General features: G+C 45.0%; 10 protein-coding genes and 1 pseudogene. 5 read left to right on the plus strand and 6 right to left on the minus strand.

Annotated features, from left to right (window positions below):
* Nucleotides 1–150 precede the first annotated feature (150 nt).
* On the plus strand, nucleotides 151–1989 hold the full coding sequence (gene glmS / locus RT064_RS04015) for a glutamine--fructose-6-phosphate transaminase (isomerizing) (protein WP_313061733.1): 1839 nt from the start codon (nucleotides 151–153) through the stop codon (nucleotides 1987–1989).
* Nucleotides 1990–2046: 57 nt separating this feature from the next.
* Here glmS and RT064_RS04020 read toward each other — a convergent pair whose 3' ends face one another.
* From RT064_RS04020 to RT064_RS04030, 3 genes are all read right to left on the minus strand, one after another.
* Nucleotides 2047–3834 carry an FMN-binding glutamate synthase family protein gene (locus tag RT064_RS04020; protein ID WP_313061737.1) on the minus strand — a complete coding sequence of 596 codons (1788 nt, stop codon included), beginning with the start codon at nucleotides 3832–3834 and terminating at the stop codon, nucleotides 2047–2049.
* 154 nt (nucleotides 3835–3988) lie between these two features.
* Nucleotides 3989–4864, minus strand: a complete 876-nt coding sequence (gene fghA, locus RT064_RS04025; protein WP_313061738.1) for an S-formylglutathione hydrolase — start codon at nucleotides 4862–4864, stop codon at nucleotides 3989–3991.
* Nucleotides 4865–4906: 42 nt separating this feature from the next.
* Nucleotides 4907–6016: an S-(hydroxymethyl)glutathione dehydrogenase/class III alcohol dehydrogenase gene (locus RT064_RS04030; protein WP_313061972.1), complete on the minus strand. Its 1110-nt coding sequence runs from the start codon at nucleotides 6014–6016 to the stop codon at nucleotides 4907–4909.
* 267 nt (nucleotides 6017–6283) lie between these two features.
* Between RT064_RS04030 and RT064_RS04035 the strand changes: the two genes are divergently transcribed.
* Nucleotides 6284–7516 (plus strand): AMP-binding protein, encoded by a 1233-nt coding sequence (locus tag RT064_RS04035; RefSeq protein WP_313061739.1) that lies wholly within the window; start codon nucleotides 6284–6286, stop codon nucleotides 7514–7516.
* Between the two features lie 254 nt (nucleotides 7517–7770).
* Here RT064_RS04035 and RT064_RS04040 read toward each other — a convergent pair whose 3' ends face one another.
* The gene (locus tag RT064_RS04040) at nucleotides 7771–10146 is read right to left on the minus strand and encodes an FdhF/YdeP family oxidoreductase (protein ID WP_313061743.1); all 2376 of its coding nucleotides are present in this window, start codon (nucleotides 10144–10146) and stop codon (nucleotides 7771–7773) included.
* Between the two features lie 119 nt (nucleotides 10147–10265).
* Here RT064_RS04040 and RT064_RS04045 point away from each other — a divergent pair.
* Nucleotides 10266–11258, plus strand: a pseudogene (locus tag RT064_RS04045) (IS5 family transposase).
* Nucleotides 11259–11496: 238 nt separating this feature from the next.
* Here RT064_RS04045 and acs read toward each other — a convergent pair.
* Nucleotides 11497–13446: an acetate--CoA ligase gene (gene acs, locus RT064_RS04050; RefSeq protein ID WP_313061745.1), complete on the minus strand. Its 1950-nt coding sequence runs from the start codon at nucleotides 13444–13446 to the stop codon at nucleotides 11497–11499.
* 376 nt (nucleotides 13447–13822) lie between these two features.
* Here acs and RT064_RS04055 point away from each other — a divergent pair, with 376 nt between their 5' ends.
* The gene (locus RT064_RS04055; RefSeq protein WP_313061749.1) at nucleotides 13823–15175 is read left to right on the plus strand and encodes a BaiN/RdsA family NAD(P)/FAD-dependent oxidoreductase; all 1353 of its coding nucleotides are present in this window, start codon (nucleotides 13823–13825) and stop codon (nucleotides 15173–15175) included.
* Nucleotides 15176–15320: 145 nt separating this feature from the next.
* Here the strand turns inward: RT064_RS04055 and ygfZ are convergent, their stop codons facing one another.
* Nucleotides 15321–16049 carry a CAF17-like 4Fe-4S cluster assembly/insertion protein YgfZ gene (gene ygfZ, locus RT064_RS04060; protein WP_313061751.1) on the minus strand — a complete coding sequence of 243 codons (729 nt, stop codon included), beginning with the start codon at nucleotides 16047–16049 and terminating at the stop codon, nucleotides 15321–15323.
* Between the two features lie 226 nt (nucleotides 16050–16275).
* Between ygfZ and RT064_RS04065 the strand changes: the two genes are divergently transcribed.
* On the plus strand, nucleotides 16276–16641 hold the full coding sequence (locus RT064_RS04065; protein ID WP_313061753.1) for a zinc ribbon domain-containing protein YjdM: 366 nt from the start codon (nucleotides 16276–16278) through the stop codon (nucleotides 16639–16641).
* Nucleotides 16642–16661 lie beyond the last annotated feature (20 nt).

Raw genomic sequence — 16661 nt, forward strand, 5'->3', positions numbered from 1 at the left:
TTGCTTAATACGATAAACTTGCTTTATACGATAAAGCCGTTTGATTAAGCAACAATAAAACAATCTAACGACTGTGTAAACGGGGGGATTGTTTTTCACAGCAGTCAAAGTTGATTGCTCACACCAAAAACTGGATACTAAGGAACAGTTATGTGCGGTATCGTTGGCGCCATTCGTGCGCAAGACAATGTGGTAGATTTTTTAACCGATGGCTTAAAACGCCTAGAATATCGGGGTTATGATTCATCGGGTATTGCGGTGCAAACCGATGAAGGACTCAAACGCGTGCGCCGAGTGGGGCGTGTTGCCTTGATGGAAGCCGCTGCCAAAGAGCGTGGCGTTTACGGTCACACCGGCATCGGTCACACTCGCTGGGCGACCCACGGCGGCGTCACTGAGCCAAACGCGCATCCGCATATCTCGGGTGATTTGATTTCGGTGGTACATAACGGCATCATCGAAAACTTTGAAGCCGAGCGCGCCCGCCTTCAGCAAAATGGCTATCATTTTGAGTCACAAACCGACACCGAGGTCATCGCCCATGCAGTGCACCAGCACTATGTACAAAACGGCGGTGATTTATTCAATGCAGTACAAGCGGCGACCCAGCAATTTCATGGTGCGTATGCGATTGCTGTGATTGCCAACGATATGCCACAAAACATGGTGGTGGCGCGTATGGGCTGTCCATTACTCATTGGCTTAGGTGAACATGAAATCTTTATCGCATCGGATGTCTCAGCCGTTGTCGCCTTTACCCGTCAAATCATGTATCTTGAAGATGGCGATATTGCCCAGTTGACCGCAGATGGCGTGGCACAAATGATTGACAAACAAGGCAATCCAGCGACCCGCAAAGCCACTACTTCGCAAGTGTCATTGGCGTCTCTTGAGCTAGGGGCTTATAGCCACTTTATGCAAAAAGAAATCTATGAGCAGCCAAAAGCGGTGTCAGATACCGCCGAAATCTTTTTGGATGCCGGGTTTATCGCCAACAACTTTGGTGAAAATGCTGAAGCCGTTTTCAATGATATCGACAGTATTAAGATTCTTGCCTGTGGCACGTCGTATTATGCTGCATCGACCGCCAAATATTGGTTGGAAAGTATTGCCAAAATTGCCACCGATGTCGAAATCGCGAGCGAATACCGTTATCGTGAGGTGATTGCCAATCCAAAACAATTGATTATTACCATCTCGCAATCAGGGGAAACGCTAGATACCATGGAGGCGCTAAAATACGCACAAGCCTTGGGTCACAAACATAGTCTATCCATCTGTAACGTGATGGAATCTGCCTTGCCTCGCGCCAGTGAACTAGTAGTCTACACCCGAGCCGGTGCGGAGATTGGGGTCGCCTCAACCAAAGCCTTTACCACCCAGTTAGTGGCTTTATTTGGTTTGGCGGTGACACTTGGTCGTGTGCGTGGCTATGTGGATGACACTAAATTGGTCGAATACACCAATGCGCTGCGCAGCTTGCCCAATGATATTCAATATGCGCTCAATCTTGAGCCACAGATTAGCAGCTGGTCAAGCAAATTTGCTGATAAGCCAAGCGCGCTGTTTTTGGGGCGTGGTATTCATTACCCGATTGCATTAGAAGGCGCATTAAAGCTCAAAGAAATCACCTATATCCATGCAGAAGCCTATCCCGCTGGCGAGTTAAAACACGGTCCACTAGCATTGGTTGATGAAAACATGCCTGTGGTGGTGATAGCGCCAAATGACAGCCTACTTGATAAAGTCAAAGCCAATATGCAAGAAGTATCGGCACGTGGCGGTGAGTTGTTTGTCTTTACCGATCTTGACAGTGATTTTTCCGATAGTGAAGGCGTACACGTGATTCGCACCCCACGTCATATTGGCGTGTTATCGCCCATTGTACACACCATTCCTGTCCAGTTGTTGTCTTACCATGTTGCGCTTGCCAAAGGTACAGACGTTGATAAACCCCGTAATTTGGCCAAAAGCGTCACGGTGGAATAAGCTAAGCTAACACAAAAAAACCGCTAATGATTAGCGGTTTTTTTGTGGGACAAAGTATTAAGAAGGGTCATCATCATAGGTATAATAGCTATTTGCGGTTTCATCGAAGCTGTCGATACGTTCAGGATAATTGCCTTCATTAAAGCGCTTTTCGTTATGGTCATGGGCGTGACGCACATCGTGATTGTAAGCAATTAACGCCTCGTTATTTGCCAAAAAGCTATCAGGATTTGCCATGACCCACATTTGGTTAAAAACATCTGAGCGCGCCGATAAATTCAATAACACGCCAGGTTCCGTAAAATAATAAAACTTGGATAATAGCTTAATCTGCCCATTTTCCAGTCGTCTAGCGATATGATACGCTTGTAAATCTTTTGGGTGTTTTAAACCCACCGCACCGACAATCGCTGCCAATGATTTAAGCGTGTTTTTATGAAAATTATAGACCCGCTGTGCCTTATCAGGAATATGTAATGCCCGCTGACGATAGGGGTCTTGGGTGGCAACCCCAGTTGGGCATTTGTTGGTGTGACAGGCACGTGATTGGATACAGCCCACCGCAAACATAAAGCCACGCGCAGAGTTACACCAATCTGCACCTAGCGCTAGCATGCGAGCGATATCAAAGGCAGAGATGATTTTGCCACTGACACCGATTTTGATTTTGTCACGCACCCCTGCACCCACCAGCGTATTGTGTACAAGCAAAAAGCCATCGAGTAGCGGCATGCCAACATTATCCATAAACTCAACAGGCGCAGCCCCTGTACCGCCTTCTGCACCATCAACCACGATAAAATCAGGGTAATTATCTGCTTCAATCATGGCTTTGACAATCGCCATAAATTGCCAAGGCTGTCCGACACACAGCTTAAAACCAACCGGCTTGCCCCCTGACAGTTCACGCAGCTGTTGCCAAAACTGCACCATCTCACGCGGGGTGGTAAATGCTGAGTGGCTGGCTGGGGAAACGCAGTCTGAATCCATCGGCACATCACGGGTTTCAGCAATTTCAGGAGTGATTTTTTCTTTGGGCAACACCCCGCCTTTACCAGGTTTTGCCCCTTGCGACAGCTTGATTTCAATCATTTTGACTTGCTCAATGCGCGAGCGTTCAGCAAATTTTTCGGGACTAAACGTGCCATCATGATTACGGCATCCAAAATACCCGGTACCCAGCTCCCAAATCAAATCGCCGCCGTGTTTTTTGTGGTACGGACTAATCGCACCTTCACCTGTGTCATGAGTAAATCCACCGAGTTTTGCGCCCTGATTGAGTGCTTCAATTGCTGCGGCTGACAGGCTACCAAAACTCATGGCAGAGATATTAAACACCGACATCGAGTAGGGCTGTAGACATCGTTCACCGCCCACCATAATACGAAAATTGGTTTCTTTGAGGGGATAGCTAAGGGTGGATTGTAAAAACCATTCTTTGCCAGACTGGTATAGATTTTCTAAGGTACCAAAGGCATTGGTATCACTGACGTTTTTGGCACGTTGATAAGCAAGCGCACGCTGCTGGCGCGAAAACGGCACGGCGGCTTGGTCATCTTCAATCAAATACTGGCGCAGTTCAGGTCGGAATTCTTCCAATAGATAGCGAATATGTCCCGAAATTGGGTAGTTACGCAATACAGCATGGTGTACTTGTATCAAATCATAAATACCCACCACAAAGCCCACCAGACCAATCACTATCAGCCACCATTTGAGTAGCACAATCCCTAGGGTAAGGATAGCAAAGGCAATGGCAAACACGCTGTAGCGAAACACAACGCCTTGCAAATAGGGCTCTTTACGGTTAGGGGTTACCGTGATATCAGTTCGCTTGTCAACCATGACAATCTTCCTTATCAGATAGGATCGCGGACAAAATGATCAGCGCAAATTTGTTGTTATTTTAAATCATGGAGGGGGTAATGCGATGGCAAAATGGTCAATCACTTGTCAGCAAGGTAGTGTGACAAGTGATTGTGTGTTTAATATTTTGTGATTAAGCTTGAAGGGCAGCGGCGTGGTGCGCAAAATGGTCAGCGATAAAACTACTGATAAAATAGTAGCTATGGTCATAACCGTCCTGCATACGCAGCTTCATCGGATAATTGGCATCTTTGGCAGCTTGCGCAAAGCGCTCAGGTTTGAGCTGCTCAGCCAAAAACTCATCCCCACTACCTTGGTCAATCAATAGCGGTAATTTTTTGCTATGTGCAGACTGTTTCATCCATGCTAAGCTATCGTAGTTTGCCCAAGTGCTTTGGTCATCGCCTAAGTAAGCGCTAAAGGCTTTTTGTCCCCAAGGCACTTGTGATGGGGCAACGATGGGTGAAAAAGCCGACACGCTGGCATAGCGCTCAGGGTTGCGCAGGGCAATCATCAGTGCGCCATGCCCACCCATACTATGACCGAAAATACTGCGCTGGTCACTGGCAGGGAAGTGCTGTTCGATGAGATTAGGCAACTCATCAACGATATAGTCATACATCTGAAAATGCGTTGCCCAAGGCGCTTGGGTGGCATTGACATAAAAGCCTGCCCCTTGCCCCAAATCATAAGCGCTGTCATCAGGCACATCGTTACCGCTTATATCGACACCCCTAGGACTGGTATCGGGTGCCACCACAATCACGTTGTGACGACTGGCATACTCAGCAAACCCAGATTTTTGAATAAAGTTTTGCTCAGTACACGTCAGCCCTGACAGCCAATACAGCACCGCACATTTTTGAGCTGTTGTTTCAGCTGTTTCATGGGCGATAGCTTTGGGTGGCAAATAGATGGCAAATTTCATCTCCGTGTGTGTGGTAGCACTGGTATGCTGCCACACTTGTAGGTCTCCACCGTGCAATTTATGCGATTCAATTTTTTTCATGGTGAATTTTCCATTCTTTTTGATGCCAAATTCGGTACTGGTTTAGTAATGCAACACTGAACGAATGGACTCACCTTTATGCATCAAATCAAATGCGGTATTAACATCTTCAAGACCCATGGTATGGGTGACAAAAGGTGCCAGTTGGATATCACCGTGCATGGCTTGCTCCACCATACCTGGCAGTTGTGAGCGACCTTTCACCCCACCAAATGCAGAGCCTAACCAGCGGCGACCTGTCACCAGTTGGAACGGACGAGTGGAAATCTCTTGACCTGCAGCCGCGACACCAATAATCACGCTTTGACCCCAGCCACGATGCGCGCATTCAAGTGCCGAGCGCATGACATTGACGTTACCGATACATTCAAAACTGTGGTCCACACCCCAACCCGTCATCTCAACAATCACTTGTTGAATGGGTTGGTCATAATCTTTTGGATTAACAAAATCAGTCGCGCCAAACTCACGGGCTAACTCAAATTTTTCAGGGTTGGTATCAACCGCAATAATGCGACCTGCTTTGGCAAGTTTGGCACCTTGAATAACAGCAAGCCCAATACCACCAAGCCCAAATACCGCGACGCTATCGCCTTCTTGTACTTTAGCGGTATTTTTTACCGCACCTAGTCCTGTGGTCACGCCACAACCTAATAGACAGACTTGCTCAGGATTGGCTTCAGGATTGATTTTAGCAAGCGATACGTCAGCAACGACAGTATATTCACTAAATGTCGAACAGCCCATGTAATGATAAATTGGTTGACCTTGATAGCTAAAGCGGGTAGTACCATCAGGCATCACGCCTTTACCTTGGGTGGCACGCACCGCAACGCATAAGTTGGTTTTGTCACTTTTACAAAATAAACATTCACCACATTCAGCCGTATATAGCGGAATGACATGATCACCAGGTTGTACACTGGTCACCCCTTCACCGACTGCCATCACAATACCTGCGCCTTCATGACCCAAAACCACTGGGAAAACCCCTTCAGGGTCATCGCCACTTAAGGTGAATGCGTCCGTGTGGCAAACGCCCGTATGAGTAATTTTGACGAGTACTTCACCTTTACGCGGTGGCTCAACGTCGATTTCGACGATTTGTAATGGTTCTCCCGCAGCGAAAGCTACCGCAGCACGGGATTTGATGGGTTTGCTAAAATCTAATGGCGCTGTGGCCGCAGTCATATCAGTCATCGGTTTATCCTTGTTATATTGGTTTTATTAAAAATGCCTTTGGTCAGCATTATAACATAACCAATTATCGCATGATTAAGCCCAAAATTGTAAGCAATTGGGTTTAATTAAATCATCATTAAAATTAAAAATTTGAATTGGATTTTTAAAAATATTTAACAAGAGAATTTTGCCCATACCTTACAAAAAGTCATCGATAAAACGCCCGTTAAAAGAGTAGTGATTATCACGTTGGGTGATTTGCTAGGCGTTAAAGGCAAGTTTGTCAATCTTGGCGTCAAATATGTCAAAAAACTGGTAGCACCTTACCAAATTGACAACAACTATCAGCCGTTACGCTTAAGTCAGGTATTAACAGCTGCTCAAAATTTACCTTATCAACCGCCAAATAAATCACTGGATGATGTTGCCTTTATTCAATACACAGGCGGCACCACAGGCAGACCCAAAGGCATTTTGCTCACCCATCGCAATATTTTGACGGCCATTGAGCAATACTATCAATGGTTTTTACCCGTACTACAACAAAATGACCAACATACCTTTCATAGTATCCTAGCCTTGCCGCTGTATCATATCTTTGCCTTTATTTTTGCCATGTTAGGGATAAAATCTGGCATGAGCATGACGTTGGTAACCAACCCTAAAGACATTGATGACTTTATTAAAATCCTTGCCGCTCGGCCGTTTCATATCTTGCCTGGGGTCAATACCTTGTTTCAGGCATTAATCAATCACCCAGATTTTAACAATGTCGATACCCGTCAACTAAAATTATCCATCGCAGGCGGGATGGCAGCGACCCCAACCACCGCCAAAACTTGGCTTGAGATGACAGGCTGTCCAATGATAGAAGGATGGGGGATGTCTGAAACCATAGGGGCAGGCACCTGTAACCCGCTGACTAACCATCAATACTCTGGTGATATTAGCATCCCTTTGCCAAGTATTGATATCAAAATCTGTGATGATGACGGCAATGAAGTGGCTTTAGGCGAAGTGGGCGAGGTTTGTATCAAAGGTGATAACGTCACCAAAGGCTATCATAACATTGATAACCGCGATTACTTTTTAGCCGACGGCTCTCTCAAAACAGGCGACGTTGGTATGATGCTACAAAATGGCCATATCAAGCTGCTTGACCGCAAAAAAGACATGCTGATTGTCAGTGGCTTTAATGTCTATCCCACCGAAATCGAAGCGATATTATTAACCCACCCCAAAGTCCAAGAATGTGCGGTGATTGGCATTGATGATGCAATGCAAGGGCAATCAGTAAAAGCCTATATTGTCAAAGGAGACGACAGTTTGACAGTCGATGAGCTAAAAACGTTTAGCCACGAGCAGCTGACAGGCTACAAACGCCCACGTCATTATGCATTTATTGAGCAATTGCCCAAAACCGCGGTTGGCAAAATTCAAAAGACTCAATTACGACTGATTGATCAATAGGGCTTTTTACCGCTTTCTACGCCCTTTTTCTTTATCTAACCGCTTAATACAAGCGCTTAGATAAGCTGGGGCAACCTGATAGACTAGAACAGGCTGGGCATTTGATGGCTAGTGTGAATCATTTGTCACTATTTTATCAACTTTTCAGCCTGTTTTTTCAATCATCACTTTTTTATTCAATGATACTTTTTTATTTAATGATACTTTTACATTTAACAATCATCCATAGGGTTTTTTAAGCAACCCTATGATTATTAAGCACATTTTTTCAGTCTAACCGACACGGTTTTAAAGGCAGGCATGCCTGATTTTTTATCAAAATCTGTCATCGCAATCAGTGGATTGGCTTCAGGGTAGTACATGGCTAGATTGCCTTTAGGGATATCATACAAAATGACTTGAAAGCCTGTGACTTTTCGCTCAATACCATCGCCGTATTCACTTTGGATAGTCACCTTATCACCTGCTTTTAAATCCAATCTATCAGCATCATCAGCATTCATAAAAATTACTTGCCGCGTGTCAAAAACGTTGCGATAGCGGTCATCCAACCCATAAATGGTGGTATTGAATTGGTCATGAGAACGGATACTGGTTAGTGTTAATAAATCATCGGGCTGAGCCGTCAATTTATCTGCATAAATCTCGGTTAACGGTGTAAAGAAAAAGGTGGCTTTACCAGATTGGGTCTGCCATTCATAAAGGTTGGCAGGATGCGGTAGATGAAAGCCTTGTTTGGTATAGACTTTTTGGTTAAAGTTATCAAAGCCTTCAATGGCTTTAGCAATGTCATTACGAATTCGGTCGTAATCTTCTACATACCAAGCCCAACGAATCGGGCTATGCCTAAGTGTAGCCGCAGCGATACTTGCGATAATCTCAGTTTCAGCGCGCAATTTATGTGAAACAGGCTGACGCGCTCCTTGTGACAACACCACATTACACATGGAATCTTCAATACTAATGTATTGGTTATTGTCGCCTTGCTTATCAATTTCTGTTCGTCCTAAACAAGGTAAAATAATGGCTTCTTTACCATGAATCAAGTGGCTACGATTGAGCTTGGTCTGTATCTGTACCGTTAACTCACAGCCGCGAATACCCGCTTCTGTACGTGCTTTATCGGGGGTTGCCACTGCAAAATTGCCCGCTAGGCTCATAAATACTTTAACCTTGCCTTGTTGCATGGCTTCAAGGGTCTCTACAACGTTATAGCCATGCGCTCTAGGGGACTTAATGCCAAAAACTTTGTCGATTTGATCAAGTAGCTTATCTGAAGGCTTGTCCCATACACCCATGGTACGGTTACCTTGAACATTACTATGCCCACGAATCGGCGCAAGTCCCGTCCCTGTCTTGCCAATATGCCCCATAACCAAGGCTAAATTTGCCAACATATGCACATTGTCCGTACCATGACGATGCTGGGTGATGCCCATACACCATGTTAAAATAGGACGTTTACTCTCTCGATAAAGCTGGGCTAGTTGCTCAATTTGCTGCGCGTCTAACCCTGTAATATGATAAATGGTTTGCCAATCGGTCGCCCTTACCCCTGCAATCATTTCATCAAAGCCTACGGTCTGGGCTTGAATAAAGTCATGATCAAAAATAGTGGCTTTAACGTTATCCCGTGCCTCGCGATCCCAATTATCTAAATGCTTGAGTATGCCCGTCATTAACGCATAGTCTGAGCCAATGTTTAGCTGGAAAAAATAGTGACTAAGTGGCGTGCTACCATTTGTCAGCATTTGGCTTGGGCGTTTTGGATCTTGAAAACGGGTAAGTCCCCGCTCTTTAAGCGGATTAATCACAATGATTTTGCCACCACGCTCAGCGACATTTGCCAATGTTTCTAGCATACGTGGGTGATTGGTACCTGGATTATGCCCAAAACTCCACACGCTGTCACAATGCTCAAAGTCATCCATTATGATGGTTGCTTTACCTAAGCCGATACTATCTTTTAACCCCACACTGCTTGCTTCATGGCACATATTGGAGCAATCTGGCATATTGTTCGTGCCATAGCATTTGGTAAATAACTGATACAAAAACGACGCTTCATTACTGGCTCGACCAGAGGTATAAAAGACAGCTTCATTCGGGTCATCCAATCGATTGAGATGACTGGCAATCAACTGATAAGCAGCTTCCCATTCGATGGATTCGTACTCATCAGTCGCCGCATTGTACTGCATAGGCTCAGTCAAGCGTCCTTGGTTTTCCAAGAAATAATCACTTTGCGCGAGCAGTTCAGTGACGGTATATTTGGCAAAAAAATCAGCCGTCACAGTTTTTTTGGTGGTTTCAAATGCCGTTGCTTTAGCCCCATTTTCACAAAAATTAATGGGCTTTTTTTTGCCGTTTGGAAATGCACAACTTGGGCACTTAGTGCCAAATGGCTGATTTAGGTCTAATAATGTGATTGGCGCACGGGTCAATGCCTGCTGCTTTCGCATATTACCTTGCACGGCTATCAACGCACCCCAACCCCCAGCTGGCCTAATAAGCGCATCAAGTTTATTATCGGTTTGGTTCAAATCGGTGGTATGAGTCAAACCATGAGGAAGATTGACATAGTCAAAAATTTGATTCGTCAACGTATGGAAGGGTTGCATTAATCGCATGGCGTTTTCCAAAATATTTGAGGAGAGATAAATTAGAAACCTTTGCACTAACAAATAAACAAAAGTTTGTAAAAGTGATATAATACAGTAAAGTCAAAAAGATAGCAAAAGACACGAATATGGCATGGAAACAAACAGGGCAACTCTCCCTAGCAGACAGTCTCATCAATGGTCATAAAGCCATCGAAGAACTTGATGAACTACACAACCTTATCAACTGGCAAACTATCGAGCAAACCTTACGCCACGTTCATAGCAGTGACCGTGGCGAAAGTGCCTTTCACCCTGTCATCATGTTTAAAATCTTACTACTACAAAAACTCTATAACCTATCCGACCCAGCCATGGAAAAACAACTGGCAAGAGATTTACTATTTCGTCGCTTTGTTGGTCTATCGCTTACCGATAACGTACCCGACCACAGCACCATCTGGCGATACCACAAACACTTAGGTGAACTTTGACTCATTAAACCCTTATTCAACCAAATCAGTCAACAACTAGCCGAGCAAAATATCATCATCAAAGCAGGCAGTGTTAGCATCATTGATGCCAGTATCGTTGAAGCCAAAAACAAACGAGCTAAAAAAGGCAAACATACCGACAATACCCAAGATAACGAAGCTGCCTACGTCAGTAAAAAAGACAGCACAGGCAAAGTAAAAACCACCTACGGCTTTAAAATCCATCTTAATTGTGATGAAGACAGCTTTGTCAAAAAGATTCGAACTACCCCAGCCAATGTCCATGATTCACAATGTTTTACCACGCTTTTAACAGGTGATGAATCAGCCGTTTACGCCGACAGTGCGTATAAAAGCCAAGCCCATGACGACAATCTTGCCGAGCATAAACCGCCTATCAACAATCATATCCATGATAGGGCATGGCGTAATACACCACTTACCGAACAACAGAAACGTACCAATACCCAAAAGAGCCAAACCAGAAATACGGTAGAACGGGTATTCGGTCATTTTAAATTACATTATGGGATGAGCAGGGCTCGTCATCTTGGCTTAATGCAATTTCATACCAGTACATTGCTTGCTAGCATTGTGCATAATTTAAAAACCGACCTAGGTTTGAAGCGAAAATACGGACTACCTTAAGGTTAGTGTGTCTGTTGGTTGGCAAAACTAGCCAATAGACGTTAATTTACTGCAATTTAGGAGACTTTTATGCCAATTCGGTGACTTTTTTCGCTTTTTTAACACCAATTCCAGTTTTTAGTTGAGTTTGAAATTGGTGTCGACAGAAGGTCGCTGGTTTGTGCAAAGGTCTCTAACAATTAAAAAACCATGAAAAAACGCCTGTAACTACAGACGTTTTTTTAAATCTAAGCAGAAATTAAGCAGGTTGTTTATCGGCTTTAACCACATTGATAAGGTTATCAACCACCTCTGGTTCTGCCAAGGTTGAAGTATCGCCTAAACCTTCAAATTCATGCGCGGCAAGTTTACGCAGGATACGGCGCATGATTTTACCGGAGCGCGTTTTTGGTAAGGCTTCGACCAAATATAGCGAGTCTAAGTTGGCGATTGGACCAATCTCACCACGGACATGACGGTTGATTTCCCCTTTAAGCATCTCGCTTGGCTCTTCGCCTGATTTTAAGATGACGTAAGCGGCAACGCCTTGACCTTTAAGCTCATGCGGCATACCCACAATAGCTGCTTCAGCGACGGAAGGATGCGATACTAACGCACTTTCAATCTCTGCCGTACCTAGGCGGTGACCAGAGACGTTTAAGACATCATCCACACGACCTGTGATCCAATAATGACCGTCTTCATCGCGCAGGGCACCATCACCTGTGAAGTAAGCGCCTGGATAGGTGCTAAAGTAAGTTTCTAAGAAGCGCTTATGGTCTCCCCAAATGGTACGCATTTGACCCGGCCAACTGTCTTTGATGATTAAGTTGCCTTCGGCAGCACCCGATAATTCAGCACCTTCGGCATCGACAATCGCTGGCATGACACCATACAGCGGATTCATCGCGGAGCCTGGTTTGAGATCAACCGTATTGGGGATTGGCGTCATCAAAATACCCCCGGTTTCAGTTTGCCACCAAGTATCGACAATCGGACAACGTCCTTCGCCCACCACGTTATAGTACCAGTTCCAAGCTTCAGGATTGATAGGTTCACCCACCGAGCCCAACAGACGTAAGCTAGAACGGTTTGATTTACGGACGTAATCATCGCCTTCTTTCATCATCGCGCGAATGGCAGTTGGCGCAGTATATAGGATAGTAACATCATGCTTATCAACGATATGACCGATACGCGCCCAATCTGGGTACTGTGGCACCCCTTCAAACATCACGGTCGTTGTGCCATTGGCAAGCGGTCCATACACCACATAGGTGTGACCTGTGACCCAGCCCACATCGGCGGTACACCAAAATACGTCATTGTCTTTGATGTCAAACACGTCACGGAAGGTGGATAGCGCATAGGTCAAATAACCACCGGTGGTGTGTACCACGCCTTTGGGCTTGCCAGTTGAGCCTGAGGTGTAAAGCAAAAATAGCGGGTCTTCGGCATTCATTGGCTCTGGCGGACAGTCTTCAGAGGCATTATCGATTAAGTTGTGATACCAAATGTCGCGGCGACCACTCATTGGGATGGATTCACCGGTACGGTACACCACAATGACCTTTTCAACACATTCGGTGCCGTCATGGTCTAGCGCACGATCCACATTTTGTTTAAGCGGCGTATGTTTACCGCCACGCACAGATTCATCAGCGGTGATGACAATTTTTGATTGGCTATCGATGATACGGCTGGCTAGGCTGTCTGCTGAAAACCCGCCAAATACCAATGAGTGAACCGCACCAATCCGCGCACAAGCCAGCATCGCAACCGCCGCTTCAGGAATCATCGGTAAATAAATGGTGACGCGGTCGCCTTTTTTGACGCCTTTACGACGCAATGCGCTACCAAGGCGGCATACTTCTGAATGTAGCTCTTTATATGAGATAATTTTATGAAGTGAGGGGTGGTCGCCTTCCCAAATAATCGCAGGCTTGTAAGGGTTTTCAGCAACGTGACGGTCAAGACAGTTGACCGATAGATTAAGCTCACCATCTTCAAACCATTTAATGCTAAAATTGTTTAGGTCATAATTGACGTTTTTGATTTTGGTGGGTTTTTTTATCCAATCAATCCATTCAGCGCGTTTTGCCCAAAACGCTTCGTTATTTTCCACAGATTCTTGATAGGTTTCGGCGTATTTTTGGGGAGTGGTATTGGCTTTAGCGGCAAATTCAGCGCTATGAGGGTAGCTCTTCATAAAACATTCCTTGTTATGACAGGGTGGTGGGGTAATACTCTAAATGGCTACGAACTGACAAACGGCTCAAATAGGTAGCGGGCTTAACTTAAAAAACAACATTTTCACCTTGATAAGCTAACATTGATAAGCTGGCAGTAACACGGGCTATCAACAGAGCGATGAAACGAGCCATCAATAAACGTCCGCTCACTATGAAAATGCAATACAATCTCATCCTTGATTCTAGAGTGCCTTTTCCTTAGTTTGGCAAAAAATCACAAATTTTGCAATGTTACTCAGGATATTTTTAAGGATATTTTTTCCGATCTTGGGCAAATATCCTTATTGTAAGCGGATTCTCATTTGGTCTTTTACTTAAAAAATAGCGGTCATCATGCAGCAACAACATACTTCATCAAATACTTCACCAAAGATTGACACGGTTCAAAATCACACTGGGTCAACAAACGCACCGTCCACATTGGCGTATGATGTCATCATCATCGGGGCAGGGGCATCAGGACTATTTTGTGCATTGACAGCGGGCAAGCGCGGACGGCGGGTACTGGTGGTAGATCATGCCAATAAAGCGGGCAAGAAAATCCTTATGAGCGGCGGTGGGCGCTGTAATTTTACCAACTATGACATTGAGCCAAAGCATTATTTAAGTAGCAATCCGCACTTTTGCAAATCGGCATTGTCCCGCTATCTAAATTGGGATTTTATTGGCATGGTTAGCCAGTATCAGATTCCCTATCATGAGCGTGAGCATGGACAACTATTTTGTGATACCTCTGCCAATGATATTTTGCAAATGCTACTGACTGAGTGCCGCGCCAATCAAGTAACTATTCAACTAAAAACCAGCATCCAGCAAATCCAAGCGTTACCCGACAATACGGGGTTTGTGTTAACTGTTAATCAACCAGCTAGTCAACAACCTCATCAACAGGCTAATCAACTAGCCAATCAAAAAAGTAGCGAGCAAACCTTAACTTGTCACTCGTTGGTAGTCGCCACAGGCGGGCTGTCAATTCCGACCATGGGTGCGACAGGATTTGGTTACCAAGTAGCGCAGCAATTTGGGCATACCATTATGCCAACATCGGCAGGACTCGTACCCTTTACCTTTACCGATAAAATTGGCGATGCGATTAAATCGTTATCGGGGGTTAGTTTTGAGGTCATTGCGTTTAATGAGCGCATCAGTTTTAGGTTGCCCATACTATTTACCCATCGCGGTTTATCCGGGCCTGCGATGTTACAGCTATCGAATTATTGGCAGGTGGGCGAGCCAATTTTTATCAATTTATTCCCAAGCCTGGATATGGCAGCATTTTTAGCCGAGCAAAAAAAACAGCACCCAAAGCAGCTGATCAGAACCGTGCTAAATGACCAGATAGGCGCGGCGGCGCTACCTAAAAAAGTGATGGCTACTTTGCAAAGTTTATTATGGCAAGACATGGCGGAGACTGAGCTTGCCAATATTAAAGACGAGAAGTTAGCGCAGCTCGGCGAGCAGCTCAATGCTTGGCGTTTGACGCCATCAGGCACTGAAGGCTATCGTACAGCTGAAGTCACGCGCGGCGGCGTTGCTACTGATAAAGTCTCCTCAAAAACCATGCAAAGTCAGTTACAACCGAATTTGCATTTTATCGGAGAAGTGCTCGATGTTACTGGTTGGCTAGGTGGCTACAATTTCCAGTGGGCTTGGGCAAGTGGGTTTGTGGCTGGCGAAGTGGTTTAGCTATAAATATAAAATGGTTTAGGTTTGAAGTAAGTTAGCTATTGATAAACCTAAAAAAGTAGTTAAAAAAGGCATCAGCGAAATGCCTTTTTTATTTTAACCCATTTATTTTAGCTTATTTACTTTAATCAAGTTTGGTGGGTGTTTAGTGCTGGCGCGCAACCGGTTGTTGCAGTGCTTGAGGTAACTCAAGAATGGTCAGATTACTGGCGGCAATATCATCGGGACGCCCGACGACCAAGGCTTCAAAACCTGTCTCAGTAGCAATGCTATTAACCACATCCACGTTGCCAATTTTTTCACCTGCGTTAGGTACATCACCGGTACCTGCTACGCGGTGGAGCCAAGCTTTTGGGCTGGCTTTAAAATATAACCGTGCAATGATTTCTTGACCTAAATAACAGCCTTTATCGTAGTCAACCCCGCCTTGTTGGTGTAGACGTAACTCTTGGGGTTGCCACAAGCCTGCGGTGGCTTTGACAATCCAGTAATTGCCTGTAGCAATACTCGCTTTTTGCCATGCTTTGCGGTGAACGTCGATGTCAGTGCCATTCTCTGATTCGCTAAAACTAGGTACCCCATTGTCAACAACCGTAAAAATATCACGTGGGGCTGATAAGGTGAGTTTTGAGAACGCCGCATATTTTTTGATATGCTTGGCAAACTCATCGGCACAGTCTTGGCTGATGACGATTTGGTAAGCTTCATCCGCTATTTTTCTAATCCAAATACCAAACGCAACGCGCCCTTTGAGGTTACTAATCGCTGTCGCTTGGTATTGGTCGCTGAGTTTGGTGACGTTGCAGGTTACTTGTCCTTGCAAGAATTTTTGGGCATCGGCACCGGTTATATCAAAGACGACGAAATCTGTCATGGTGGCTCTCTTTTTATTGGCTAAAAAAATTATCATCAAAGTTTTGCACAATTGGGCTCAGACTGCAATCATGCTTTATTAGGTTCTGCTTGACTAAGTGCTGTTACTAGGTCATTTGTCAGAGGGTTTTGTATGCTAGCTGATTACTATTATTGGGGCGACTTATCGCGTACAATACACTACCTTAAGACTATTAAAATTTTTCTCAGCTGATTGAGCGTGTGCTATGAGTTTACCTGCCTGTCCCCCATGCCCCAAGTGTAAAGAAAACTATACCTACCAAGATGGCGATTTATTGATTTGCCCGATGTGTGGCTTTGAAGCAGAACAGCAGGCATGGCAAGCGGGCGAAGCCGAAGCAGCCAGCGAACAAGTTATTAAAGATGCCGTCGGCAATGTGTTACAAGATGGGGATAGTGTGACGGTTATTAAAGACTTAAAAGTCAAAGGCGCAAGCACGCCCATTAAAGTTGGCACTAAAGTCAAATCCATTCGTCTGCTCCATGATGCGCCCGATGATCATGATATTGATTGTAAAATTGACGGTTTTGGCGCGATGAAACTCAAATCCAGCGTCGTCAAAAAAGCCTAATTTGGGGAGGGTTTGGCCTT

Origin of the sequence: Moraxella sp. CTOTU49097, assembly GCF_032064105.1 — a bacterium.
Taxonomy (GTDB): Bacteria; Pseudomonadota; Gammaproteobacteria; order Pseudomonadales; family Moraxellaceae; genus Faucicola; species Faucicola osloensis_B.